The organism is Streptomyces sp. S.PB5 (assembly GCF_030403745.1).
In the GTDB taxonomy this organism is placed as follows: Bacteria; Actinomycetota; Actinomycetes; order Streptomycetales; family Streptomycetaceae; genus Streptomyces.
In genome coordinates, this window is the sequence record NZ_JAQMWP010000015.1 from 158,738 (window position 1) to 182,172 (window position 23,435).

A 23,435-nucleotide genomic window follows, 5' to 3' on the forward strand; every position below is an offset into this window, starting at 1 on the left:
ATGAAGTCGTACGCCGCGGTCGACCTCGGCGCGTCCAGCGGACGTGTCATGGTCGGCCGCGTCGGCCCCGACAGCCTGGAGCTCGGCGAGGCACACCGGTTCGCGAACCGCCCGGTCCGCGTACCCGAGGGACTGCGCTGGGACATCCTTTCGCTGTACGGCGGTGTCCTGGACGGGCTCCGGGCGGCGGGGCAGGTGGACTCGGTCGGCATCGACAGCTGGGCCGTGGACTACGGGCTCCTGGACGGCGACGGGGTGCTCCTCGGCAATCCCGTGCACTACCGGGATTCCCGGACCGACGGGATCGCGGAGAAGGTCTGGGCGACCGTCCCGGCCGAGGAGCTGTACGCGGCCACCGGTCTCCAGTACGCGCCCTTCAACACGCTGTACCAGCTCACCGCCGCCCGCTCGACGGCTCAACTGAAGTGTGCCGAGCGGCTGTTGCTCATCCCCGACCTCCTCACCCACTGGCTCACCGGGGAACAGGGCACCGAGATCACCAACGCCTCGACGACCCAGCTGATCGATCCCCGGACGCGCGACTGGTCGTACGACGTCGCCGCGCGGCTCGGGATCGACCTGGACCTGTTCGCGCCGTTGCGGCAGCCCGGTGACGCCGCCGGTGTGCTGCGGCCCGAGGTGCTGGAGGAGACCGGGCTCACCGGGCCCGTTCCGGTGACCGCCGTCGGGTCGCACGACACCGCGTCCGCCGTGGCCGCCGTACCGGCAGGTGAGGGTGAGCGGTTCGCGTACATCTGCACCGGGACCTGGTCGCTGGCCGGGCTAGAGCTGGACGCGCCCGTGCTGACCGAGGAGAGCCGGGCCGCCAACTTCACCAATGAGCTGGGGCTGGACGGCACGGTCCGCCATCTGCGGAACATCATGGGGCTGTGGCTGCTCCAGGAGTGCGTACGGGCCTGGGGCGAGCCGGAGTTGGGGGCGCTGCTGCTGGCGGCGGCGAAGGTGCCCGCGCTGCGGTCCGTGGTGGACGCGGGGGACGCGGCGTTCCTCGCGCCGGGACGGATGCCGGAACGGATCGCCGAGGCGTGCCGGGTCTCCGGGCAGCCCGTGCCCGGGTCGCCGGCCGAGATCACCCGGTGCATCCTCGACTCGCTCGCCCTCGCGCACCGCAGGGCCGTCGCCGACGCGCAGCGGATCGCCGGGCAGCCGGTCGATGTCGTGCACGTCGTCGGCGGCGGCACCCGTAACGCGCTCCTGTGCCAGCTGACCGCCGACGCCTGCGGGCTGCCGGTGGTGGCAGGCCCGTCGGAGGCCGCGGCCCTCGGGAACGTGCTGGTCCAGGCCCGGGCGCACGGACTGGTCGGCGACCTCGCGGACGGGCGGCGACTGCTCACCCGTACCCAGCCGTTGACCCGGTACAAGCCCCAAGGGGACACGGCACCCTGGCGCGAGGCGGAGGCCCGGCTCGCCGCACGGTGAGCGGGGTCTCCCGCCGGCCGCGGGTCCGCATTACCCTGCACTCATCCGATGATCGATCACAAGGAGCCGCGATGCGTGTCGCTCTGTTCCTGACCTGCGTCAACGACACGCTCTATCCGGACACCGGGCGCGCCGTGGTGAAACTGCTGACCAGACTGGGCGTCGAGGTCGACTTCCCGATGGCCCAGACCTGCTGCGGGCAGGCGCACTACAACACCGGGTACCGCCATGAGGCGGAGCCGCTGGCCCGGCATTTCTCCGATGTATTCGGGGAGTACGAAGCCATCGTCACCCCGTCGGGATCGTGCGGGGCGATGGTGCGGGAGCTGTATCCGCGGATGGGTGAGCGGGCCCGTGCCGAGGGGCGCGGGGACACGCTCGCCGCGACTGTGGCGCCCGTGGTGCCGAAGACGTACGAGTTGACGGAGTTCCTGGTGGACGTGCTCGGGGTCACCGACGTGGGCGCCTGCTACCCGCGCAAGGTGACCTACCACCCGACCTGTCACGGGCTGCGCGGTCTGGGGCTCGGTGAGCGGCCCCGGCGGCTGCTGCAGGCCGTGAAGGGGCTGGAGCTGGTCGAGTTGCCGGGGGCGGACGAGTGCTGCGGGTTCGGCGGCACCTTCGCGCTGAAGAACTCCGATGTGTCGGCGGCGATGGGCGCGGACAAGGTCCGCAACGCCGAGTCGACCGGTGCCGAGGTGCTGTGCGCGGCCGACAACTCCTGCCTCATGCACATCGGCGGGACCATGGCCCGGCTGAGCACGGACATGCGGCCGGTGCACATCGCGGAGATCCTGGCGAGCACGGAGGAGGAGCCGGCCGTATGAGCGGGACGTTCGTAGGGATGCCGGCCTTTCCCGAGGCCGCGCACGAGGCCGTGGGCAACAAGACCCTGCGGGGGAATCTGCGGCACGCCACGCACACGATCCGCGCCAAGCGGGCGAAGGCCGTCGCCGAGGTCTCCGACTGGGCGGCACTGCGGGAGGCGGGCAAGCAGATCAAGGACCATACGCTCCGTCATCTCGACCGGTATCTCGTGCAGTTGGAGGAGTCGGTGACGGCGGCGGGCGGCATCGTCCACTGGGCCGCCGACGCCGACGAGGCCAACGAGATCGTGACGCAACTGGTCAAGATGACCGGCGAGTCGGAGGTCGTCAAGGTCAAGTCGATGGCCACGCAGGAGATCGGGCTCAACGAGGCGCTGGAGGAGGCCGGCATCCGCGCCTACGAGACCGATCTCGCCGAGCTCATCGTGCAGTTGGGCAAGGACCGGCCCTCGCACATCCTCGTCCCGGCCATCCATCGCAACCGGGGCGAGATCAGGGACATCTTCGAGCGGGAGATGAGCGAGTGGGGGCGTCCGGCGCCCGAGGGGCTCACCGACACACCCGCCGAGCTCGCCGAGGCCGCCCGCCTCCACCTCCGTGAGAAGTTCCTGCGCGCCAAGGTCGGCGTCTCCGGCGCCAACTTCATGATCGCCGAGACGGGCACGCTGGTGGTCGTGGAGTCCGAGGGCAACGGGCGCATGTGTCTGACCCTGCCCGAGACACTGATCTCGGTCGTCGGCATCGAGAAGGTCCTGCCGACCTGGCAGGACCTGGAGGTCTTCCTCCAGACCCTCCCCCGGTCGTCGACCGCCGAGCGTATGAACCCCTACACCTCGATGTGGACGGGCACGAGGGACGGCAGCGCCGGGGAAGGGGACGGGCCGCAGAACTTCCACCTCGTGCTGATCGACAACGGCCGCACCGACACCCTCGCCGACGAGGTCGGCCGTCAGGCCCTGCGCTGCATCCGCTGCTCGGCGTGTCTGAACGTCTGCCCGGTGTACGAGCGGGCCGGCGGCCACGCCTACGGCTCGGTCTATCCCGGCCCGATCGGTGCCATCCTCAGCCCTCAGCTCCGGGGCACCGCAAGCGAGATCGACGCGTCCCTGCCGTACGCGTCCTCACTGTGCGGGGCCTGCTACGAGGTGTGCCCGGTCGCCATCGACATCCCCGAGGTGCTGGTGCATCTGCGCGAGCGGGTCGTCCAGGGCGGGCCGGTGATCCGGGAGGGCAACAAGGTCGTGCTGAAGCCGGCCAAGGGACATGCCGCCGAGCGGGCGGCGATGCGTGCGGCACGCTGGGCGTTCGCCCACCCCGGCGCCCTGCGCGCCGGTCAGCGGCTCGCCTCGCGGACGCGTCGTCTCCATCCGCGTACGCTGCCGGGTCCCGGCAAGGCGTGGAGCGGTACCCGGGAGCTGCCGGCGGTGCCGGCGGAGCCGTTCCGGGACTGGTGGCAGCGGACCGACGGCGGGAAGGACGGCGCCGAGTGAGCAGCAGGGAACGGATTCTGGGCCGGGTGCGGCGCGCGCTGGCGGACGTGCCGCGCGACGACGCCCCCATCGAGCGCGCCTATCTGCGCGAGCACGGCGCTCGCAGCGTGGCGGAGACGACCGCTCTGCTGGCCGAGAATCTCGCCGACTACCGGGCGCTCGTGCACCGTTGCACCGCCGGGGACCTGGCCGTGACCATCGCGGGGATGCTGGCCGCCCGGGGTTCGAGGACGGTTCTCGTCCCGCCGGGTCTCGAGCCGTCATGGCTCGCGGAGGCCGAGGCCGAGCAGGTGCCGGACCGGATCGAGAGCACCCCGCACGAGCTGGACGGGATCGACAGCGTGGTCACGGCGTGCGCGGTGGCCGTCGCGGAGACGGGGACGATCGTGCTCGACGGCTCACCCGATCAGGGCCGCCGCCGCATCACCCTCGTCCCCGACCACCACATCTGTGTCGTGCGGGTTCCCGAGCAGGTCGTCTCCTCCGTGCCGCAGGCCCTCGAACGCCTCGACCCGGCCCGCCCGTTGACCTGGATCTCCGGCCCTTCGGCGACCAGTGACATCGAGCTGGACCGGGTCGAGGGGGTGCACGGCCCGCGCACCCTTGAGGTGGTGCTGGTGGGCGATCAGTCGAGCGAGGACGTCAACTCGTAGTGGCCGGAGGGGAGTCGGTAGGAGGCGATGCCGTCCGCGAAGCCGAGGTACTCCACGCCCCTGACGCGTGACAGGGGTGTCCGGCCCTCGCGGACGGTGTCGGGGTCGGTGGTGGGGATGCGCAGGGTGGCCGTGCTGTTGGCGGGGATCGTGGCCCGGTAGGCCAGTTCGCTGTCGTCGGCCGTCCACGCGCTGACGATCTCCCCGTACGGCGACAGGTGCGAGCCGGTCACGCGGGTGATCCTGCCCGTCGGGTCGAGGTGCGGGCCCAGGAAGAAGTGCTTGAAGCCCGGGTGGGCCGGGTCCCTGGCGATGCCGGCCACGCTCTCGTACATCCACTCCATGATCGCTCCGTAGGAGTAGTGGTTGAACGAGTTCATGGCCACCGGCCCGAAGCCGTCCTCCTCGGAGTACGAGTTCCAGCGCTCCCAGATGGTGGTGGCGCCGTTCTTCACCGAGTACAGCCAGGACGGCATGGCGTCCTGGTGGAGGAGTTCGTAGGCGAGGTCGGCGCGGCCCTCGTCGGTGAGGACCGGGGCGAGCACGTTCACGCCGAGGAAGCCGACGGCGAGGGTGTTCGCCGGGTAGTGGACGCGGGTGCTGTCGGGGTGGGCGGCCTTGTAGGCCTCGTCGTTGCCGATGTTGTCGGCGAGCAGGGTGACGAGTTCGCGGCGCTGGGCCTCGGTGTCGTAGAAGCCGAGTTTGAGGGCCCACAGAAGGGCGGTCTGGCTGTCGTCCTCGGTCCTGCGCGGGCTGTCGCCGGGGGTTGGGGGCGGCTCGCCGAGGCTGGAGCGCAGGGTGAGGGTGCCGCCCTCGGTGACCAGGTACTTGGTGACGAACGCGCGTTTGACATGGGCGAAGAGCTCCTCGTACGCGCGGGCCTCCTCGGTCCGGCCGGTGGCCTGTGCCATGCCGGCCATGAGGTGTGCGCTGTATCCGTAGTAGACGTCGCTCATGAGCTGGGTGCTGGTGTCCTGGAAGGCCAGCCAGTCGCCGAAGACGGCGCCCTGTCCGGCGTAGGTGTCGCCGGTGCGTGCGTGGATCCAGTCCAGGTATGCGGTCATCGCCGTCCAGCTGCGGTCGATGACGGTGGTGTCCCCGGACATCTGCCACACCGTCCAGGGCACGACCACTCCGCAGTCGGCCCAACCGCTCGCCGGGATCGGCTGGTTGTAGCGGGCGCCGGGGGCGATCCAGGTGAACTGGGCGCCGTCCGCGCCGTAGATGCGCTGTGAGTCGATCAGCGATTCCTGGAAGTGGCTGAGGAAACTGACCGCGTCGGCGTTGTAGAGTCCGGCGGCCGAGAAGAGCTGGGTGTCGCCGGTCCAGCCGCAGCGTTCGTCGCGCTGCGGGCAGTCGGTGGGCACCCACAGGTAGTTGCCGCGCTGGCCCCAACGGACGTTGCTGATCAGCTGGTTGATGTCGGCGTCGTCGGTGGTGACGGTGCCGATGTCGCGGATCGCGGAGGTGGCGACGCGGCCGGTGAACTCGGTGAGGGTGACGGTGTCGGTGGTGGTGACGGAGACGTAGCGGAAGCCGTAGAAGGTCAGGGAGTCCTGGTGGGTCTCGCCGTCCGGGTCGCCCTTGAGGAGGTAAGTGCTGGTGGCCTTGGCCGTGCGGAGGTTGGCCCGGTAGACGGAGCCTTCGGGCCCGTCCGCGCCTTCGCTGGTGTCGTTGAGCATCTCGCCCGGCTTGAAGGCGACCTGGGCGCCTTCGGGGCCGCGGAGGGTGTAGCGGGGGACGCCGACCAGGTTCTGGCCGAGGTCGATGACGGCGGTCTCGCCCGGGTGGAGGGTGACGGGGAGGGTGGCTGGGCGGCTCTCGTGGAAGCCCTCGTCGTGGACGGTGACCGACTCCGGCCCACGGTCCCACTCGGGCATCAGCCGGGCGGACTCGCCGGGGTAGGCGACGAGCCGGGTGTCCGGGAAGCGCTCGGTGAAGTCGTGCTCCTCCGTGCCGGGCCAGTCCGAGGCGTCGAAGCCGCTCGTGGTCCAGCCCGGAATCTCCCGGCGGGCATCGTAGGTCTGGCCGTCGTAGATGTCGTCGGCGCGGTAGGGGCCGGAGTCGGTGGCCTTCCAGTCGTCGCCGGGGGCGGTCACCACGGTCTGGGTCGAGCCGTCGGTGTACCGGATCAGGAGCCTGGCCTTGAGGGCGAGCCGGTCACCGTCCTGCGAGTAGTACGAACTGCCGTCCGACACACGGCTGTTGAACCAGCCGTTGCCCAGCACCGCCGCGAGCGTGATCCGCCGCTCGCCCGCCACCAGGCCGGTGACGTCGTAGGAGAAGTAGTCGATCCGGGCGTCGTAGTTGGTCCAGCCGGGGGTGAGCAGTTCGAGGGTGGTCTCCTTGCCCTGCGGTACCTGGACCCGGCGGCCGTTGATGTAGGCGTCGTACACACCGAGGGCGGAGATGTAGAGCCGGGCGTCCCTGACCCGCCCCGGCCGGAGGGCGGTCTCGGTGCGCAGCAGGGGGGCGCCCTCGCTGTTCGGCGCCTTGCCCGCCATGGTGATCCAGCGGGCGCCGTCCCATCCGGTGACGCCGTCGGTGCTCAGCAGGCCCGTCTCGAAGTGGGCGATGGGGGTGCCGGGGAGGGCGCGGCCGTTCTCGTCCCAGACGCGGACCGTCCAGTGGTAGCGGGTGGAGGGACGCAGGTCCTCGCCGTCGTAGCGGATCGCGACGGACTCGGCGGAGGTGACGCGGCCGCTGTCCCAGACATCCGCCTGTCCCCGGGCGAGGCGTCCGGGCGAGGAGGCGACCAGGATGCGGTACGCCGTCTGGCGGCGGCCGCGGGCCGAGGACGCGGTGCGCCAACCGAACCTCGGGCGGTCGGCGTCCACGCCGAGCGGGTCCGTGCGGTGCTCGACCGTGAGTCCCTCGACGGCGGTGCGGTCGCCGACGGGTGCCGCGGCGGCCGCCCCGGCTCCGCCGCTACCGCCGGCGACGGCCACCGGCACGGCGCCCAGGGCGGTGGTGAGGACTGTTCTGCGGCGCACTGTCCTGCCGTTCGTGCTGTCGACTCCGTCGGTCATGCCGTGGTCCCTTCGGCTGCTCGGAGTTGTATCGATTCAGCCCATCGGCAGTTGAAGTTAGTGGCCCACTGCAAGCGTGTCTACCGCCTCGACAGGGAGAGTTTCCCGCTTTCCGATTGAAACAGTTCAAAATCGGAATCCGGCCTTCACCAGCCGGTGGGACCTGCCTGGAGGGCGCCACGTCACGCGCGCCGTCGTCGTCCTGAACGACGCGGGCGAACCGCACGGTGTCGAGGTCGGTGGACGCACAGCCGAACTGGCGCGCGGAGCCGACATACGAAGGGCGGAGAGTTCATCAACTCCCCGCCACTGTCAACCTATAGCGCACCGGGGGGCTTGCCACAAGGCCCCCCATGTGCCGCAGAATCTCCGGCCTGACCGCCTGGACCAGCGGAAACGGGAGCTTGCAGTGCGTGTGTTGCTGATGGCGTACGGATCGCGTGGGGACATCGAACCGCTGGCGGGGCTGGCGGCGGCGTTGCGGGAGCCGGGGGTGGAGGTGCGGGCGTGCGTCCCTCCGGACGAGGAGCTCGCGGCGCTGCTGACCGGTGCCGGGGCGGAGGTGGTGCCGTTCGGCTCGTCGGTGCGGGCGCTGGTGACGGGGGCGCGGGGGCCGTCCCCCGATCTCGCGTTCGAGGTCGCGGCCGAGTTGGTCGCGGGTCATTTCGGGGAGGTCGCCGCGGCGGCCGAGGGGTGTGACGCGCTGCTGGCGACCGGCCTGATGCCGGCCGGCGCGCGGTCGGTGGCCGAGCATCTGGGCATCCCCTACGTGCTCGCCTGCTTCCACCCGTGCGGGCTGCCTTCGTCCCACTTCCCGCCGCTGGCCCGGCCGGGCAAGCCCAACCCGCCGGGCGTGACCGACCTCAAGGAGCTGTGGCGCCTGGACGCGGAGCGGGTGAACGCGCTGTACGGCGGGCCTCTCAACACCCATCGGGCCGCCCTCGGGATGCCGCCGGTGGACAACGTCCGCGACCACGTCCTCACCGAGACGCCGTGGCTGGCGGCGGACCCGGCGCTGGGCCCGTGGCAGGAGATGACGGACCTCGACCTGGTGCCGACCGGTGCGTGGATCCGGCCGGACGACCGGCCCCTCCCGGCCGGGCTGGAGGCGTTCCTGGAGGCGGGTGCGCCGCCGGTGTACGTGGGGTTCGGCAGCATGGCCATGCAGGCCGCGAGCGATGTCGCCCCGGTGGCGGTCGAGGCCGTGCGCGCGCAGGGCCGCCGGGTGCTGCTGGGGCGCGGCTGGGCCGATCTGACGCTGATCGACGGGCAGGACGACTGCTTCGCCGTCGGCGAGGTCAACCACCAGGCGCTCTTCCCCCGGGTCGCCGCCGTCGTCCACCACGGTGGCGCCGGTACGACGGCGACGGCCGCGCGGGCGGGCGCTCCGCAGGTGATCGTGCCGCAGGTCGCGGACCAGCCGCTCTGGGCGGCCCGGGTGGCGGAGCTGGGCATCGGCGCGGCGCACGACGGCCCGAAGCCGGACGTCACGTCCCTGTCGGCCGCGCTGGAGACGGCGCTGTCCCCGCAGACCCGCGAGCGTGCCGAGGCCGTGGCGGCCACGATGCGCGCCGACGGGGCGATGGTCGCCGCGAGGCTGCTGATCGACGAGATCGGCCGGGGAGGGCCGAGCGTGCCCGCGTGAGGGCCGTCGGTGCCGGGCCGTTGTCAGTGGCGCGTCCTAGGCTCGGGGCATGAGAGCTTCGGGAACGTTCAAGGTCGCCGACTTCACACCGGCCCCGGTGCCGGCCCCGGGCGTCGAGACGGCCGTGCCGGTCGGTGTCGCCACGATGGAGAAGAGTTACGAGGGCGAGGTCGCGGGGCGTTCGGCGACCCTGTTCACCGCGGCGTACGACCAGGGGACCGGCGTCGGTACGTATGTCGCGATGGAGTCCTTCGAGGGCTCGCTCGGCGGCCGGGCGGGCGCGTTCAACTTCGCGCACTCCGCGACGACCCTGGGCACGGACAGACAGAGCGAGTTCTTCGTGATCGTCCCGGGCAGCGGCACGGAAGCGCTGGCCGGGATCACCGGCTCGGGCGGCATGACGGTCGACGTGGACGGCACGCACCGGGTGTGGTTCGACTACGAACTCGACGCCCAACGGCCCTCTGATGCCTAGCCCTTGCTCTGCCGCCGCGCCGCGTCCCGCCCCAGGATGCCGAACGCCCACCGTTCGTTGAAGCCCGCCACGAAGCCGACGGCGCACCAGAAGCCCCAGAAGTCGGTGCCCTTGACCGGTGACCCGGGACTGCCCGGCGCCGGGCAGATCTCGGCTGCCGTGGTGGGCACCTGGAAGACCGGCACGATGCCGCCGCTGAAGAGGAAGTAGACGGCGAGCGCCAGGACCCAGCCGACGCAGACCCGGTAGACGCCCTCGTGGCGCATGCTGCGGGCCATCTGACCGGGGACGACCTCGCTCTCGCGGCCGTCGGACTGCCGGCGCGCGAGCTGGTCGGCGCTGCCCCGCAGTCGTACGAGGACGCTGAGCACCGCGCCGAACGCGCCGACCCCGCCGCACACGAACGCGCCCATCAGACTCCAGCGGTTGGTGCAGTTCAGCGTGACCCCGAGGGCTTCGAGCAGTCCCACACCCCACAACAGCGGCACGGCGAGCAGCACCAGGCTGACGGCCGCGCCGAGCCCCAGGCCGATGTTGAGGCCTCGGCTGACCGCCGTCGCGCTGTCCTGCGCGAGCCTCCCCCGCAGGTCGGCGATCTCCTGGTCGAGATACTCCGCCAGGTGCTCGTTCGGCTTCTGGTCGCCGAGGCGCGGGTCGGTCAGCGCGTTGCCGAGCACCCGCAGCACGGTGATCCGGGTCGACAGCCGCGTCCGTGATTCGAAGGCGCGTTGTGAGCTCCCGTAGAGCAGCTGAAGTTGGAGCTGCTGCTCGGGATACAGATCGCCGAACCGGACGTAGGCGTTCTCGAATCCTGTCGGCACCACGTCGACGAGTCCCTCGGGCCGCAGCTCGATGTCGGCGCCGTCGAACGACTGAACCGTTCCCCGCCACCACGGGTGGCGGTCTCCCCCGTTGTTGTCCCCCATGAACCGGGTGTACCGACGCGGGCCCGCTCCGGGAAGCCTCCCCGCCGCACCAGTACGGTCACCGACGTCACGGAGCCGTCACGTCAGCTGTAGACGATCGGGCAGCCGCGGCGCAGGGAGTGCTGGGCGGCGCGCAGATACAGGGTCACGTAGAAGGCGGTGTCCAGGTCCCGGCCCCACACGCCGGGGCGGGCGGCCGCTTCCTCCTTCGCCGGGCCGTCCAGGAACCACATGGTCAGGTCGAGGTTGTCGCAGGTGGCGGGTATCCGGTCGTCGGGCAGGCCGATGGCCCGGGCCAGCCGCTCCGCCAGGGCGAGGATCTGAGGTGCCCCGGCGATGACGGTCGAGTTCGTGTTGACCGACCCGATGGGCAGCTCGATCTCCTCGTCGAGCGAGATCGGCACCAGCACCGACCAGTCGAGGATTCTCTTCTCCTCCTCGCGGGACAGCTGCGCGCGGCACAGGTCGACGAATCCGTAGACGGACGGCACCAGCTTCTCCTGGAACCGCAGCCCCGAGCCGCGCACGAGCTCCGTCTCCGCGGGCACGGACTCGTAGGGCGGCAGCCCACGCCGCCGCAGCTCCTCGTTCAGCCCCGAGGCGACGGCCCCGAAGCCGCCGTCCTCCTCTTCGGCCGCGTCCTCGCCTGCATCGAACCACTCCTCCGCGGCCACGCTCACCAGATAGATGCCCATGCCCCGAACGTACCGCCCGCCACTGACAACGCCCCCGCCACGCTTCGCCGACCGCCGCCGGCTGTCGACCTGTTGGTTCACGGCCGCTGTGCGCGGCCCGTCGGAGGCGCCGAGGTCGCTCAGGGTCGCCGCTCGGCCGGCGTCTACCAGCGTGCCCGGGGCAGGGGCATGGACCATCCGCACGCCGTCCGTGGCCTGGCGCACGCCTGGGTCCGCGTGATCCACCGATGCCGGCTCAGCCATGAGCCCTGCCGACCCGAACTCCATGGCGGGGCACCAAGGTTCGCCATCACCGGTTCGCCATCGCCCGAGCGGCGTGAGGTCGGCATGAGAGGGGCCCAGCTCCATTGCACCGGGCGGGGTGGTGCTGGGTACACCCCCGGATACGGGTTCTGCGCCCCATGTGGTGCGCCCTCCGGCTCCGTAGCTTCGTGTGCAGGGCACAGGGAGTGCCGGACCGAGAGGTGATGACGATGTTTCGCACAGGCTCGCGACGTACGAACGACCCGGGACCCGCCGCCGAGGCGCTGCGGCTCGTCAAGGTCACCAAGACCTACGGCGACGGCGACGGCGCTGTGACCGCTCTGGACGGGATCACGCTCGGTCTGGGCCGTGGCACCTTCACCGCGGTGATGGGGCCGTCGGGGTCCGGCAAGTCGACGCTGCTGCAGTGCGCGGCCGGTCTCGACCGGCCGGACAACGGCATCGTGGTCGTGGACGGCACCGAGCTGACGGACGGCGGCGAGGCGGAGCTGACGAAGTTCCGGCGGGGGCGGATCGGGTTCGTCTTCCAGCAGTACAACCTGCTGGAGACGCTGACGGTCGCCCAGAACACGGTGCTGCCGCTGAAGCTCGCCGGGCGGCGCGTCGACCGGAAGCGGGCCCGGGAGATCCTCACCCGGGTCGGTCTCGGCGACCGGCTCGGGCACCGTCCCGACCAGCTGTCCGGAGGTCAGCGGCAGCGGGTCGCGATCGCCCGGGCGCTGGTCTCGGAACCGCGGGTGATCTTCGCGGACGAGCCGACGGGCGCCCTGGACATGCGCAGTGCGCGCGATGTGCTGCGGCTGCTCCAGGAGGCGGTGCGGGTGCACGGGCGGACCGTGGTGATGGTGACGCACGACCCGGTCGCCGCCAGTTACGCCGACTCGGTGCTGTTCCTCGCCGACGGCCGGCTGGCCGGAGGGCTCAACCATCCGACCCCGGACGCGGTGGCGGAGCGGCTCGCGCACCTGGGCGACGACGTGACGGTGGGGGTGTGAGCGATGTTCGTACTGGCCCTGCGGTCGATCCGGCGACGGCCCGGACGGTTCCTCGCGACGCTGCTGTCCGCCTTCCTGGGCGCGGCGATCATCATGACGTTCAACTCGATGCACGACACGGCGGCGCAGAGCGGTGTCGACCCGGTCAGCGCGGAGACGCTGACGACCTCGGCGAGCGTGGTGGGCGGTTACGGCTCCCTGCTGGTGTTCTTCGCCGTCGCCTCCACGCTCACGGTCAATGTCCGTCAGCGGGCGGCCGAGTTGGAGCTGCTGCGCTGCTCGGGGGCGACCCCGGCGCAGATCAAGCGGATGGTGGTCGGTGAGGCGGTGGCCGTGGCCCTGGTGGGCGCCGTGCCGGCGATCGGCCCGGCGGTGCTCGGCGGGCGGGGACTGCTGGACCTGTTCCAGGACAACGGTCAGGTGGCGGCCTCGGTCGAGCACTCCTTCGGTCCCGTCGCGCTGACGACAGGTGTCGGCATCACTCTGCTCGCGGCGGCGGGCGCGGCGTTCCTCGCGCTGCGACGGGTGACGCGCGGGCAGCGGCAACAGCACGGCCGGGCACGGACGTTCTTCACCTGTGCCGCGCTCGGCGCCGGTGCTCTGTCGGCCTCCTCCACCTTCGCCTTCTCCGGGACCGACGAGGCGCTGATGGCACCGCCGTCGTACGGGGCGATCCTGCTGTCGGTGGGGCTCGCGCTGCTCGCTCCGCGGTTGCTGGCAGGCGTGCTGGACCGGCTGCGCCCGTCGGGTGCGGCGGGCTGGCTGGCCGTGCGCAATCTGCGGGAGCGGGCCGGGCATCTCGCCGGGATCCTGATGTCGCTGATCCTGTTCACGGCCGTGGCCACGGCGACGCTGACCATGCAGACGGTCGAGAGCGACGCGGTCGAGGCCTCGGGTCTGGTGAAGTCGGTGGACGCCAAGAACCTGGAGACGCTGAACTTCACGGTCGTCGGGATCATCGTGGTGTTCGTCTGCGTGATGCTGGTCAACTCGCTGTACGCGGCGACGACTTACCGCGGCCGGGAGTTCGGGCAGCAGCGGCTGGCCGGGGCCACGCCGGGTCAGGTGCTGGGTGTGGTGGGGGCCGAGACGCTGGTCCTGACGGTCACCGGTGTCTTCTTCGGCACGGTCGCCGCGCTGGCGGGCATCGTCCCCTTCACCGTGGTCCGCACCGACTCGGTGCTGCCGGGCCAGGCCTTCGGCATCTGGCTCGCGGTGGTGTCGGTGGCCGCGGTGGTGACGCTGGGGACGAGCCTGGCGACGGCACGGAAGGTGCTGCGGACTCCGGCGACGGACGCGGTGGCGCTGGCCGCGTGAGGAGGACGCACACGGTGGGGGGCGGTCGCTTCGGCGGCCGCCCCCGTGATTCGTGGGTGACACGCGCACTGAACAAGCGCTTAGATAGGAGAACCCGTGCGGAGCTGCCCGTCGCCCGGAACCGCCCGCACCGCCCCACGCTGCCCACGCCGCCGATCTGGAGGCCCCGTTGTTCACTTCCGTCGACGATGTCTCCGCACGCCTCGCCGAGACCGGTTACCTCGCCTCCCCCTCGGTCGCCACGACCGTCTTCCTCGCCGACCGCCTCGGCAAGCCGCTCCTGGTGGAGGGCCCCGCCGGGGTCGGCAAGACGGAGCTCGCCAAGGCCGTCGCCCAGGTCGCGGGCGCACGGCTGGTCCGGCTGCAGTGCTACGAGGGCGTCGACGAGTCCCGCGCCCTGTACGAGTGGAACCACGCCAAGCAGCTGCTGCGCATCAGCGCGGGCCGCGACGAGACCTGGGACGAGACTCGCACCGACATCTTCAGCGAGGAGTTCCTGCTCACCCGCCCCCTCCTGACGGCCATCCGAGGCGACGACCCCAAGGTCCTGCTGATCGACGAGACCGACAAGGCGGACGTCGAGGTCGAGGGGCTGCTCCTGGAGGTGCTGAGCGACTTCCAGGTCACGGTCCCGGAGCTCGGCACGATCGCCGCCACCCGCCGCCCCTTCGTCGTCCTCACCTCCAACGCCAGCCGCGAGCTGTCCGAGGCACTGCGCCGCCGCTGTCTGTTCCTCCACATCGGATTCCCCGAGGAGGAGCTGGAGCGCCGGATCGTACGGCTGAAGGTGCCGGGGCTCGACGCGGCGCTGGCCGAGTCGGTGGTCCGCGTGGTGGGTGCGCTGCGGGCGATGGACCTGCGCAAGGTGCCGTCGGTCGCGGAGACGATCGACTGGGCCCACACCCTCCTGGCGCTCGGCGCCGGCACCCTCGACGAGACCGTCGTACGCGACACTCTGGGCGTTCTCCTCAAGCACCAGGACGACATCCAGAAGGCCGTCGCGAAACTCGATCTGGACGCCCTGTGAGCACGCCCGTCGCCGAGCGGCTCACCTCGCTCGTAGCCGCGCTGCGGGCCCACGGCATCCGCGTGGGCACCGGCGAGACGGTGGACGCGGCCCAGGCCATGGCGGCGCTCGGCCTCGCGGACCGGGAGCTGCTGCGGGAGGGACTGGCGGCGACCCTGCTGCACGGCACGGCGCAGCGGCCGGTGTTCGACCCCGTCTTCGACCTCTACTTCCCGAGCCGCGTCGGCGCCCCCGAGTCCGGCCCCGCCGACCGGGACGAACTGCGCGACCGGCTCGCGGCCGCCCTCGCCGCGAACGACGAGGCCATGATGGCCCGTCTGGCGATCGAGGCCGTCGACGGCTTCGGCGGCTACGGCTCCTCCCCCGGCTCGGTCGGCTGGTCGTCGTACCAGACGCTCGACCGGATCCGTCCGCAGACGCTGCTCGCCCGTGTCCGGGCCGACGTCCGTGCCCGGGGCGGGAGTCCGGGGTTCGCCGACCGGCTGCTGGACGACGAGATCAGGCGGCGTATCGAGGCCTTCCGGGCCCTGGTGGCGACCGAGGCGCGGCGCCGGGTCGCCGAGCGGCGCGACCGGGACGAGCTCGCCCGGCGCGCGGTGCGGCCCACGGCCGACCGGGTGGACTTCCTGTTCGCCGGGAGGGACCAGCTGGCGGAACTGCGCAGGACGGTCCAGCCGCTCGCCCGGAAGCTGGCCACCCGGCTGGCGGCGCGCCGGCGCCGGGCCGCCCGCGGCACGATCGATCTGCGACGGACCCTGCGCGGCTCGCTGTCGACGGGCGGGGTGCCGATGAAGCCCGTACTGCGCAGGCGCCGTCCCGCGCGCCCCGAACTGGTGCTGCTGTGCGATGTGTCGGGCTCGGTCTCCGGTTTCTCGGACTTCACGATGCTGCTGGTGCAGGCGCTGCACGACCAGTTCAGCAAGGTGCGCGTCTTCGCGTTCGTCAACCGCATCGACGAGGTGACCGCACTGCTGGAGCACGGCGCGGCCGACGCGGCGGAACTCGCCGCCCGGATCCAGTCCGAGGCGGCCCTCACCGGCTACCACGGCAGCAGCGACTACGGCATGGCGCTGGGCGAGTTCGCGGAACGCCACGCCGACGCGATCGGCCCGCGCACCACGGTCTTCGTCCTCGGTGACGCCCGTACGAACATGAGCGACCCGAACCTCGCGGCCGTCCGCCAGATCTCCGAACGGGCCCGCCGTGTCTACTGGCTCAACCCCGAGCAGCACTCCCAGTGGGGCACCGGCGACTCGGCGGCGCCCGAGTACGCCGAACTCGTGGAGATGCACGAGTGTCGCAACGTACGGCAGCTCGGTGCCCTGGTGGGGCGGCTGTTGCCGATCTAGGCGGCCGGCCGCGAGGGAGAAGTCAGCCTCCGTCCGGCTTGGCGTAGATCTGGGCCATGGGGCCCGCGAAGTCGTAGACCACGCACTGTTCGTCGCCCACGACCCAGGCGTCATGACCGGGCGAGACCACGAAGACGTCGCCCGGGCCGACCTCGCCCTCCTCGCCGTCGTCCATGAGGACGTGCAGACGGCCCTGGACCACATAGCCGTTGTGGTGGACCTGGCAGCTCCTGGTCCCGACGATGGGGGCCACGGACTCGGACCAGCGCCAGCCCGGCTCGAAGGTCCCCACCGCGAAATCGAGGCCGGTGAGATGGACGGCCTCCAGGTGTCCCCTGGGGAAGTCCCGCCGATCGTCCGGTTTGTCGAGGATCTTCATCTCAAGCATCTCGGCTCTCCCTTCAGCACCGCTCGCTTCGGCCGGGCCGGTCTCCGTCTCCCGGCCGCACCAGGCGGCACCGGCGGGGGCCGAGCCCCACCACTCCATCGTCCGCCTGTCCAGCGGAGCGCGCCATTCGAGTGAGGGAGAGACCTCGCCGCGCACGGTGTCGTTGCCCTGGCCGCCCACGGCACTGGACGCCCGCCGCCGTGCCCAACGACAACTGCTCGCCATCGCCTGCCAGAGCGGTCTGGTGACAGCCCGCCCGCACAGCCGAAGGTCACCGGCGCCTACACCGACACGTCACCGCGCGACCGGCCCACGAACTGATCATCCTCGCCATGCTGATCGCCCGGCGTCGGTGACGGCGCATAGTGGCGGGCGAGATCGGTGGCGAGGTCGCGGAGGTGAGCCCTGGCTTCGGCGGGGCCGTGCACGGTGATGGCGCTCCCGAACGGCAGGAGTGCGCGCACGTCCTCCAGATGCAGAAAGCGGATCATCACCTTGCGGCCGGTGGCGGTTTCTTCATGGTCGTCCGGGACGAGTCGCAGGCCGAAGATCCGTTGCGCTCGCTCGATCTGGGTCTGGTCGATGGTGGCGCTGACCTCGATCGCGTGGTGCTGCTCCCACTGATCGACGAGCGCCGCGGCGACGGTGGCCAGGGTCTGGCCCTCGCGGATCCGTCGTGGCCGGTCGACTTCCTTCCACGTCGTGATCCGTTCGAGTCGGTACATCCGTGGCACAGCGGAACAGTCGGCGACGAGGTACCAGATGCCGGCCTTGGCGAACAGCCCATAGGGATCCACGACCAGGTCGCGCGGGCCTGACGCACGCGGGCTGTCGTACTCGATCCGGAGCCGGCGGCCTCGTCGCACTGCGCCGATCAGCGAAGCCGCAGTCGTGCCGGAAGCCGGTGTCTGACGCCAGGGGCGGCTGTCCACGTGCACTACGTCGGTGAGCGGCAGGAGCTCGTCGACTCGACGGGACCGTGCTGCGGCGACCTTGGAGAGCGCGCGCCGGCTCCCGACCGATGCGTCGATCTCCGCACGTTGCCTCTCGTCCAGCCCGGTGAGCGACAGATGATCACGCTCGTCCGGTGTGAGTCGCGTGAGGTCGGGCCCGGACCCGGGCAGCATACTCACGCCTCCGAGGCGGCCCCGGTGCGCGGTCACCGGCAGACCCGCGTCGCGCAGCCAGTTCAGGTCCCGGGTGATGGTTCGAAGGGACACCCCGAGCGCTGAGGCGAGTTCCGGTGTGGTCACGGCATCCCTCGATGTGAGGAGCAGCATCAGGGTGAAGAAGCGATCTGGGGTCACACCCCGATTTTTTCAGGAAATTGCGACACGATGCGGCGCATATCCCGGTCAGGCTGGTGGACGCGTACCTACGACCTGGGAAAAGGACCAACCATGACCACATCCGTCGTGTCCATCGTCTACGTGAACGACGCTCCCGCCGCAGCTCGTTTCTACGGCGATCTCCTCGGCATGAGCCCCTCGTTCGAGACTTCGGGATACATCACCTTCGACCTCGGGCCAGGCGCTGACCTCGCTCTGTGGTCCGGGCAGTTCGAGGAACTGTCACCGGACGTCCCGCGCACGAGTGAGGTGTGCCTGGCCATCGACGGTGGTCCCGACGAGCTCGACACGATCTTTGAGCAGTGGAGTTCCAAGGGGGTCCGGATCCTGCGCGAGCCTCATGACGCGGGGTTCGGGCTGACCTTCCTCGCGGCCGATCCCGACGGGAACCGTATCCGCGTCGCACCGCGGGACTGAACGGCGGACACAGACGTCGAGGCGGCCGGGGCGGCGGGTGGTGCGGCTTGATCATGTATCAATGTCGCTCTTGGTCCGATAAATCGGATTCGAAACCATCACCGGCTGCTGGAACCGGCGCTACGGCCGGCCGTCGAAGTGGGTGTCCCAGATCAACGCCCACTTCGAGTGCGACATCCACTCGCGCCGTGGCGGGCGACGTCCTCGCTGGTCACCGGGATCGAGGAGGCGTTCATCGAGTCGTACCGGGACGGCTCCTTCCAGTACGTGCCGATCGCGGCCGACCGCGTCTGACGGGTGGAAACGGCGGGCGTGGCGGTCTCGGTCAGGACCGCCACGCCTGCGTCATGACCACCGGGCCGCCGCACTCCGACGTCTTCCCGTCGGATCAGTCACGCGCTCTCACCCGTTCCCGCCGGTCAGCGCACTCTCCCTCGCGGCTTCAACGGCAGAGGCGGCAGCTCCGGCGCGGGCAGCGGGGCGCCGTCATACCCCTTCACCTCACCGAACCGCGTCCCTTCCATCCAGTCCCGCCGCGCCTGTGCGATCTCCTCCTGCGACCGGCCGATCCAGTTCCAGAACATGATCAGCTCCTCCTCGAACGGCTCACCGCCGAGGAGCATCACGGAGGCGTCCGACTCGGCGCGCAGCGGCAGTTCGGTGCGGCCGCAGCCGAGGTAGAGCATGGAGCCCGGCAGGACCGGGACGCCGTCCACATGGGCCTCGCCGGACATGGCGAGCACGGCGTACTCGAAGTCCGGCTCCAGCGGGAGGCGTACGTCCGCGCCGCGGGCGAGGGTGAGGTCGGCGCCGACGATGGGGGTGTACGTCGTACCGGGCGAGGTCGCTCCGTCGAGGCTGCCGAGGATCAGTGTGGCCGTGAGGCCGGGGGCCGTGACCTGCGGCAGCTCGGCGTGGTGCTGGAAGTGCGGGTCGGTGTGGCGGTGGCTGTCGGGGAGCGCGACCCAGAGCTGGGCGCCGTGCAGGAAGCGGGCGTGCGACTTGGGGCTCTCCTCGGAGTGGCTGATGGCCCGTCCGGAGGTCATCAGGCCCAGTTCGCGCGGGCGGATGGTCTGGAGGCTGCCGGTGGAGTCGCGGTGCAGGACCTCGCCCTCGTGCAGCCAGCTCACCGTCTGCAGGCCCATGTGCGGGTGGGGCGGCACCTGCATGCCGGGCTCGTCGGCGATGTCGTCGGGGCCGTAGTGGTCGATGAAGCACCAGGCGCCGACCATGCGGCGCCCCAGGTTGGGCAGCAGCCGGCGGACCTCGGTGGACTCGCCGAGCTTGACGGTGCGAGGGCTGAGGAGTTCGCGAACGGGCTCCGCCACCACGAAGCCGCGGCCGCCGCACAGGGCGGGAGCCGCCTCGCGATCAAGATTGCTCATGGCGCCCAACCTAGCCCCGCGGCGGGCGTCGCGTCAGTCCGTCGTCCGGGCTCTTCCGGCCGGTGGAAAAATAGTAGCCATGTACATAGTAGCCATGTACTGTATTTGCCATGAGCATGGGTTCCGAGAAGGCGACACCGGGATTCCTGGTGTGGCGGCTGTCGATGAAATGGAAGACCGCGGTGGACCGCGCGGTGGCTCCGCTGGGGCTCACCCACGCGCAGTACTCGCTGGTGGCGTCCCTGTACGGCATGCAGCACGCCGGCGAGCGCCCGAGTCAGCGGCGGCTCGCCGACCACACCGGCCTCGAACCTCTCTACGTCTCCAAGCTGGCGCGCTCCCTGGAGGCCGCGGGCCTGCTGGAGCGCACCCGCGACCCGCGCGACCCGCGTGCCGTGCAGCTGGCCCTCACCGAGCAGGGCCGCGACACGACCCGGCAGGCCGTCAAGGTCGTCCAGGGACTGCTGGACCAGCTGCTGGCACCGTTCGGCGGCCTGGACAGCGAGCGCACCCGGAACTTCAAGCACGACCTGGCGACCCTGCTCGACGCACCTCTCGATCCCCTCACCCGCACCGGTGAGTCCGACAAGGAGCAGTCATGACCACTACCACCCCTCCCCTGCTGAACCCCCGCGTCATAGCGCTGGCCCACTACGCGGCCCGCGCGGTCCTCGAACAGGTACTGGCCCGCCATGACCTGACCTTCCAGCAGTCCGTCACCCTCCGCCTCGCCGCCGTCGCCGACGGGCCGGTGGAGCGGGACGACATCGTCGGCGGCGTCGTCGACTCGCTGAAGATCGACGCCGCGGCGGCCCGCTCCGTGGTCGACGAGCTGATCGCGGCGGAGCTGCTGGCCGTCCCGGAGACGGCACAGGTACGCATCACGGACGCCGGGCGCGAGCTGTACGACACGACGTCCGCCGCCACCGCCCCCATCACCGCCCGGGTCTACGCCGGCATCCCCGAGGCGGACCTGGCCGTCGCCGGACGGGTGCTGACGCTCATCACCGAGCGGGCGAACGCCGAGCTCGCCGACCTGAACAGTTAGTGGAATATTGAACCAATGACCTCGGTTGACGGCGTCGAAGGAGGTCACGAGTGGACATGAACTACTACGACCACGGAACGCCGGCGGAGCGCTGGGAGCGCGCCCGGCAGTTCTTCGACGCCAAGGACTACGCCGGTGCGGCGCGCGTCCTGGACGGACTGGTCGAGGAGGTGCCGGAGCAGACGGGACCGCGGCTGCTGCTGGCGCGCTCCTACTACCACTCGGCCCAACTGCGCCGCGCGGAGGCCGAGTTGCGCATCATCGTGGAGCGCGACCCGGTGGAGCAGTACGCCCGGCTGATGCTGGGCCGCACCCTGGAGCGCCAGGGCAGGCACGAGGAGGCCGAGCCGCACATGCGCCTGGCCTCGGCGCTCGCGGGCGACTTCGGCGAGCTCTGAGCGGTACGGCAGGGGCCCGGTTCCAGGACGGAACCGGGCCCCTGCGCCGTCGTACGACGATCAGGCCGCGGCGTCGGCGCGCTTACCGCGCCGGTGGCCGATCTCGCCGAGCACCACGTCGACGACGATGAACGCGGCGAGCGGAATGCCGAGCAGCGGGACGAAGTATCCGAGGACCGCGACGACCGCCACGCACGGCACCAGGATCTGCGGCGGCACCTTCTGCCAGGCACCGCGCGGGATCGGACGGCCGAAGGAGGAGCCTCGGCCGCGCTGCCACCACATGCGGTAGCCCCACACGATCAGCAGGATCAGCGACAGCGCAAGCAGCATCAGGCCGATCTGGTTGACCAGCCCGAACAGGGTGCCGGTGTGCAGATCGATGCCCCAGCGGGTCAGTTTGGCCAGGATCGGGTGGTCGGCGAACCGCAGCACGTCGGTGACCTGCCCGGAGGTCGGGTCGACGGCGACCGCGTCCTGCTTGGTGGGGAAGCCGCGCCCAGTCTGCTTCACGACGTACGCCGAGGTCTCGTCGGCCGGCGGGACGATCTCGACGGGGTCGCCGAGCCCCTCGGCCCTGGCCGCGGCGAGGACCGTGTCGAGGCCGACCCCGTGCTCGGCGTCCCCGGCCGAGGCGGAGGCGCCGTGCCCCGAGTGGTCGCCGCCCGCGGTCGAGACGACCGACGGGGTGGACTGGCCGAGGGAGGTGCGCAGTTCGTCGATGTTGGCGCCCGCGTAGGTCGACCAGGTCAGACCGGTCGCCGACAGGAAGACGAACCCGGCTGCCGCCCAGACGCCGACGCTGCCGTGCAGGCCGAGCGTGCGGCGCCGACCGGTGGTGCCGCGTACCTTGCGCTGAGCCCGGCGGCGGGCGAACCACAGCACCAGGCCGCCGCCCGCGATCACCCACAGCCAGCTCGCGGCGAGTTCGCTGTAGAGGCGGCCGGTCTCGCCGAGGTGCAGACTGCGGTGGAACTCGGAGATCCAGGTGCGCAGGGGCAGCGCGCCGGTCGAGCCGTACTGTTCGAGGGCGCCCTCCACCTTCGCGGTGTACGGGTCGACGAAGACCGCGAGGGTGTGGCCGGGGTCGACGCCCTTGACGCCGGACAGCAGCACGCGGGTGGTCGCGTCGTCCTCCGGGGAGGGCCGTACGGCGGAGACGGTGCCCTCGGGGTGGGTCTCGCGGGCGGCGGCGACCTGCTGGGAGATGGGCAGCTTGGTCTCGCCGACCTTCGAGACGGTCAACTCGTCGGCGTAGATGATCTTCTCGGCCTGGAAGGAACCGGCGTACAGGAGTCCGGTGACGGCGGCCACGAGCAGGAACGGCGCGACGAGCAGTCCGGCGTAGAAGTGCAGACGCAGCACCAGCGGGCGCAGTGGTGCCCAGGTGCCGGGTTTCGGCGTCGGGTCGGCGGCTTTCGGGGCGTCGTCCGTGGATGTCGTGGGAGCGGAGGTCATCGGCGGTTCTTCTCCGGGGCAGGGGACGTTTCTCGGCTGTACCGGTCCACTAGTCGGGGGAAACGGGGGTCGAGTTCCCGGAGGCTTCTATGGCCTGCGTCACACGGGCGTGCACCTGGAGGGCCGTGGCATCCTGGCGCGATGGCAACTCCCCCTCCTCACCCGCCCCTTGCCGAACTCGTCGAAGGGCTGCTCCGGACCGAGGGTCCGCTGCCGATCGTGGCGGCCGGCGACCCGGTGCTGCGGCGCGGCACCGAACGGTTCGAGGGACAGCTGGACTCCGCGCTGCTGGCCCGGTTCGTCGAGGCGCTGCGCGTCACCATGCACGCGGCTCCGGGTGTGGGCCTCGCGGCACCCCAGGTCGGCGTGCCGCTGCGGATCGCGGTGATCGAGGACCCGGCGCCGGTGCCGGAGGAGATCCGGGCGGCGCGGGGGCGGGTGCCGCAGTCGTTCCGGGTGCTGGTCAATCCGTCGTACGAGCCCGTCGGCGACGCGCGTGCCGCGTTCTTCGAGGGCTGTCTGAGCGTGCCGGGCTGGCAGGCCGTGGTGGCCCGGCACGCCGAGGTGCGGCTGACGGGCGAGGACGAGCACGGGCGGGCGGTGGACGAGGTGTTCACCGGGTGGCCGGCGCGGATCGTGCAGCACGAGACGGACCATCTCGACGGCATGCTCTACATCGACCGGGCGGAGCTGCGGTCGCTGTCGTCGAACCAGGCGATGGCGGAGCGGTGGGCGCAGCCGACGCCTGCGGAAGCCGCCAAGTCCCTTGGTTTCGAGCTGCCTTAGCCGTTCCGGCCGGGCAGCTCGTCGCGAAAATTCGCAGGCGCCGGGGCGGGCGCCTCCGTTACGTTGGCCGCATG

The 23,435-nt window shown here is 71.3% G+C and carries 22 protein-coding genes and 1 pseudogene; 16 read left to right on the forward strand and 7 right to left on the reverse strand.

What is annotated here, in order from left to right:
* From PH203_RS34205 to PH203_RS34220, 4 genes are all read left to right on the forward strand, one after another.
* Positions 1 to 1,440, forward strand: coding sequence for a rhamnulokinase family protein (locus tag PH203_RS34205; protein ID WP_289925146.1), 1,440 nt, complete (start codon positions 1 to 3; stop codon positions 1,438 to 1,440).
* A 71-nt stretch (positions 1,441 to 1,511) separates the two neighbouring features.
* A complete protein-coding gene (locus tag PH203_RS34210) occupies positions 1,512 to 2,267 on the forward strand; it encodes a (Fe-S)-binding protein (RefSeq protein ID WP_289925147.1) in 756 nt (251 codons plus the stop codon).
* On the forward strand, positions 2,264 to 3,757 hold the full coding sequence (locus PH203_RS34215; RefSeq protein ID WP_289925149.1) for a LutB/LldF family L-lactate oxidation iron-sulfur protein: 1,494 nt from the start codon (positions 2,264 to 2,266) through the stop codon (positions 3,755 to 3,757). Before PH203_RS34210 ends, PH203_RS34215 begins: the two co-directional genes overlap by 4 nt.
* Positions 3,754 to 4,410, forward strand: a complete 657-nt coding sequence (locus PH203_RS34220; protein WP_289925151.1) for an LUD domain-containing protein — start codon at positions 3,754 to 3,756, stop codon at positions 4,408 to 4,410. The genes PH203_RS34215 and PH203_RS34220 overlap by 4 nt, the downstream gene beginning before the upstream one ends.
* Here PH203_RS34220 and PH203_RS34225 read toward each other — a convergent pair.
* The gene (locus PH203_RS34225; RefSeq protein ID WP_289925152.1) at positions 4,383 to 7,439 is read right to left on the reverse strand and encodes an alpha-L-rhamnosidase; all 3,057 of its coding nucleotides are present in this window, start codon (positions 7,437 to 7,439) and stop codon (positions 4,383 to 4,385) included. The two genes, PH203_RS34220 and PH203_RS34225, sit on opposite strands and share 28 nt — an antisense overlap.
* Positions 7,440 to 7,848: 409 nt before the next feature.
* Here PH203_RS34225 and PH203_RS34230 point away from each other — a divergent pair, with 409 nt between their 5' ends.
* The gene (locus tag PH203_RS34230) at positions 7,849 to 9,084 is read left to right on the forward strand and encodes a glycosyltransferase (protein ID WP_289925153.1); all 1,236 of its coding nucleotides are present in this window, start codon (positions 7,849 to 7,851) and stop codon (positions 9,082 to 9,084) included.
* A 49-nt stretch (positions 9,085 to 9,133) separates the two neighbouring features.
* Entirely contained in the window at positions 9,134 to 9,559 is a 426-nt protein-coding gene (locus PH203_RS34235) for a DUF3224 domain-containing protein (protein ID WP_289925156.1), read from the forward strand.
* Here PH203_RS34235 and PH203_RS34240 read toward each other — a convergent pair.
* Both PH203_RS34240 and PH203_RS34245 read right to left on the reverse strand, forming a co-directional pair.
* Complete coding sequence (locus tag PH203_RS34240; protein WP_289925157.1) at positions 9,556 to 10,485, reverse strand: hypothetical protein; 930 nt, start codon at positions 10,483 to 10,485, stop codon at positions 9,556 to 9,558. The genes PH203_RS34235 and PH203_RS34240 overlap by 4 nt on opposite strands.
* 83 nt (positions 10,486 to 10,568) lie before the next feature.
* Positions 10,569 to 11,180 (reverse strand): hypothetical protein, encoded by a 612-nt coding sequence (locus PH203_RS34245; RefSeq protein ID WP_289925158.1) that lies wholly within the window; start codon positions 11,178 to 11,180, stop codon positions 10,569 to 10,571.
* Between the two features lie 473 nt (positions 11,181 to 11,653).
* On the opposite strand from PH203_RS34245, the gene PH203_RS34250 reads away from it, so the two are divergent.
* The 4 genes from PH203_RS34250 (at position 11,654) to PH203_RS34265 (ending at position 16,132) form a co-directional block, all read left to right on the forward strand.
* The gene (locus PH203_RS34250; protein ID WP_289925159.1) at positions 11,654 to 12,439 is read left to right on the forward strand and encodes an ABC transporter ATP-binding protein; all 786 of its coding nucleotides are present in this window, start codon (positions 11,654 to 11,656) and stop codon (positions 12,437 to 12,439) included.
* A 3-nt stretch (positions 12,440 to 12,442) separates the two neighbouring features.
* Entirely contained in the window at positions 12,443 to 13,756 is a 1,314-nt protein-coding gene (locus tag PH203_RS34255) for an FtsX-like permease family protein (RefSeq protein ID WP_289925161.1), read from the forward strand.
* Between the two features lie 169 nt (positions 13,757 to 13,925).
* On the forward strand, positions 13,926 to 14,783 hold the full coding sequence (locus PH203_RS34260) for a MoxR family ATPase (protein WP_289925163.1): 858 nt from the start codon (positions 13,926 to 13,928) through the stop codon (positions 14,781 to 14,783).
* Positions 14,780 to 16,132: a VWA domain-containing protein gene (locus PH203_RS34265; protein WP_289925164.1), complete on the forward strand. Its 1,353-nt coding sequence runs from the start codon at positions 14,780 to 14,782 to the stop codon at positions 16,130 to 16,132. The genes PH203_RS34260 and PH203_RS34265 overlap by 4 nt, the downstream gene beginning before the upstream one ends.
* Before the next feature lie 22 nt (positions 16,133 to 16,154).
* Here PH203_RS34265 and PH203_RS34270 read toward each other — a convergent pair whose 3' ends face one another.
* Positions 16,155 to 16,520, reverse strand: a complete 366-nt coding sequence (locus PH203_RS34270; RefSeq protein WP_289925167.1) for a cupin domain-containing protein — start codon at positions 16,518 to 16,520, stop codon at positions 16,155 to 16,157.
* A gap of 281 nt (positions 16,521 to 16,801) precedes the next feature.
* On the reverse strand, positions 16,802 to 17,827 hold the full coding sequence (locus PH203_RS34275; protein ID WP_289925169.1) for a WYL domain-containing protein: 1,026 nt from the start codon (positions 17,825 to 17,827) through the stop codon (positions 16,802 to 16,804).
* A 93-nt stretch (positions 17,828 to 17,920) separates the two neighbouring features.
* On the opposite strand from PH203_RS34275, the gene PH203_RS34280 reads away from it, so the two are divergent.
* Both PH203_RS34280 and PH203_RS34285 read left to right on the forward strand, forming a co-directional pair.
* The gene (locus tag PH203_RS34280) at positions 17,921 to 18,286 is read left to right on the forward strand and encodes a VOC family protein (protein ID WP_289925170.1); all 366 of its coding nucleotides are present in this window, start codon (positions 17,921 to 17,923) and stop codon (positions 18,284 to 18,286) included.
* Between the two features lie 73 nt (positions 18,287 to 18,359).
* A pseudogene (locus PH203_RS34285) lies at positions 18,360 to 18,580 on the forward strand (SAM-dependent methyltransferase); the annotation flags it as partial.
* A gap of 125 nt (positions 18,581 to 18,705) precedes the next feature.
* Here the strand turns inward: PH203_RS34285 and PH203_RS34290 are convergent.
* Positions 18,706 to 19,671: a pirin family protein gene (locus tag PH203_RS34290; protein WP_289925171.1), complete on the reverse strand. Its 966-nt coding sequence runs from the start codon at positions 19,669 to 19,671 to the stop codon at positions 18,706 to 18,708.
* A 110-nt stretch (positions 19,672 to 19,781) separates the two neighbouring features.
* On the opposite strand from PH203_RS34290, the gene PH203_RS34295 reads away from it, so the two are divergent.
* Genes PH203_RS34295 through PH203_RS34305 form a run of 3 tightly spaced genes read left to right on the forward strand, consistent with a single transcriptional unit; the run spans position 19,782 to position 21,117 of the window.
* Entirely contained in the window at positions 19,782 to 20,273 is a 492-nt protein-coding gene (locus tag PH203_RS34295) for a MarR family transcriptional regulator (protein ID WP_289925173.1), read from the forward strand.
* Positions 20,270 to 20,719, forward strand: a complete 450-nt coding sequence (locus PH203_RS34300; RefSeq protein WP_289925174.1) for a MarR family transcriptional regulator — start codon at positions 20,270 to 20,272, stop codon at positions 20,717 to 20,719. The genes PH203_RS34295 and PH203_RS34300 overlap by 4 nt, the downstream gene beginning before the upstream one ends.
* A gap of 50 nt (positions 20,720 to 20,769) precedes the next feature.
* Positions 20,770 to 21,117: a tetratricopeptide repeat protein gene (locus PH203_RS34305; protein WP_289925175.1), complete on the forward strand. Its 348-nt coding sequence runs from the start codon at positions 20,770 to 20,772 to the stop codon at positions 21,115 to 21,117.
* A gap of 60 nt (positions 21,118 to 21,177) precedes the next feature.
* Here the strand turns inward: PH203_RS34305 and PH203_RS34310 are convergent, their stop codons facing one another.
* Positions 21,178 to 22,575: a PepSY domain-containing protein gene (locus PH203_RS34310; protein ID WP_289925176.1), complete on the reverse strand. Its 1,398-nt coding sequence runs from the start codon at positions 22,573 to 22,575 to the stop codon at positions 21,178 to 21,180.
* A gap of 141 nt (positions 22,576 to 22,716) precedes the next feature.
* Between PH203_RS34310 and PH203_RS34315 the strand changes: the two genes are divergently transcribed.
* Positions 22,717 to 23,361 carry a peptide deformylase gene (locus PH203_RS34315; protein ID WP_289925177.1) on the forward strand — a complete coding sequence of 215 codons (645 nt, stop codon included), beginning with the start codon at positions 22,717 to 22,719 and terminating at the stop codon, positions 23,359 to 23,361.
* Positions 23,362 to 23,435: the final 74 nt, after the last annotated feature.

Excerpts from the sequence above, each read along its gene's own strand:
- PH203_RS34315 (WP_289925177.1), top strand. The coding sequence starts at position 22,717 with ATGGCAACTCCCCCTCCTCACCCGCCCCTTGCCGAACTCGTCGAAGGG.
- PH203_RS34240 (WP_289925157.1), bottom strand. The coding sequence starts at position 10,485 with ATGGGGGACAACAACGGGGGAGACCGCCACCCGTGGTGGCGGGGAACG.
- PH203_RS34280 (WP_289925170.1), top strand. The coding sequence starts at position 17,921 with ATGACCACATCCGTCGTGTCCATCGTCTACGTGAACGACGCTCCCGCC.
- PH203_RS34310 (WP_289925176.1), bottom strand. The coding sequence starts at position 22,575 with ATGACCTCCGCTCCCACGACATCCACGGACGACGCCCCGAAAGCCGCC.
- PH203_RS34300 (WP_289925174.1), top strand. The coding sequence starts at position 20,270 with ATGACCACTACCACCCCTCCCCTGCTGAACCCCCGCGTCATAGCGCTG.
- PH203_RS34295 (WP_289925173.1), top strand. The coding sequence starts at position 19,782 with ATGAGCATGGGTTCCGAGAAGGCGACACCGGGATTCCTGGTGTGGCGG.
- PH203_RS34255 (WP_289925161.1), top strand. The coding sequence starts at position 12,443 with ATGTTCGTACTGGCCCTGCGGTCGATCCGGCGACGGCCCGGACGGTTC.
- PH203_RS34270 (WP_289925167.1), bottom strand. The coding sequence starts at position 16,520 with ATGCTTGAGATGAAGATCCTCGACAAACCGGACGATCGGCGGGACTTC.
- PH203_RS34245 (WP_289925158.1), bottom strand. The coding sequence starts at position 11,180 with ATGGGCATCTATCTGGTGAGCGTGGCCGCGGAGGAGTGGTTCGATGCA.
- PH203_RS34250 (WP_289925159.1), top strand. The coding sequence starts at position 11,654 with ATGTTTCGCACAGGCTCGCGACGTACGAACGACCCGGGACCCGCCGCC.
- PH203_RS34235 (WP_289925156.1), top strand. The coding sequence starts at position 9,134 with ATGAGAGCTTCGGGAACGTTCAAGGTCGCCGACTTCACACCGGCCCCG.
- PH203_RS34290 (WP_289925171.1), bottom strand. The coding sequence starts at position 19,671 with ATGAGCAATCTTGATCGCGAGGCGGCTCCCGCCCTGTGCGGCGGCCGC.
- PH203_RS34225 (WP_289925152.1), bottom strand. The coding sequence starts at position 7,439 with ATGACCGACGGAGTCGACAGCACGAACGGCAGGACAGTGCGCCGCAGA.
- PH203_RS34210 (WP_289925147.1), top strand. The coding sequence starts at position 1,512 with ATGCGTGTCGCTCTGTTCCTGACCTGCGTCAACGACACGCTCTATCCG.
- PH203_RS34215 (WP_289925149.1), top strand. The coding sequence starts at position 2,264 with ATGAGCGGGACGTTCGTAGGGATGCCGGCCTTTCCCGAGGCCGCGCAC.
- PH203_RS34205 (WP_289925146.1), top strand. The coding sequence starts at position 1 with ATGAAGTCGTACGCCGCGGTCGACCTCGGCGCGTCCAGCGGACGTGTC.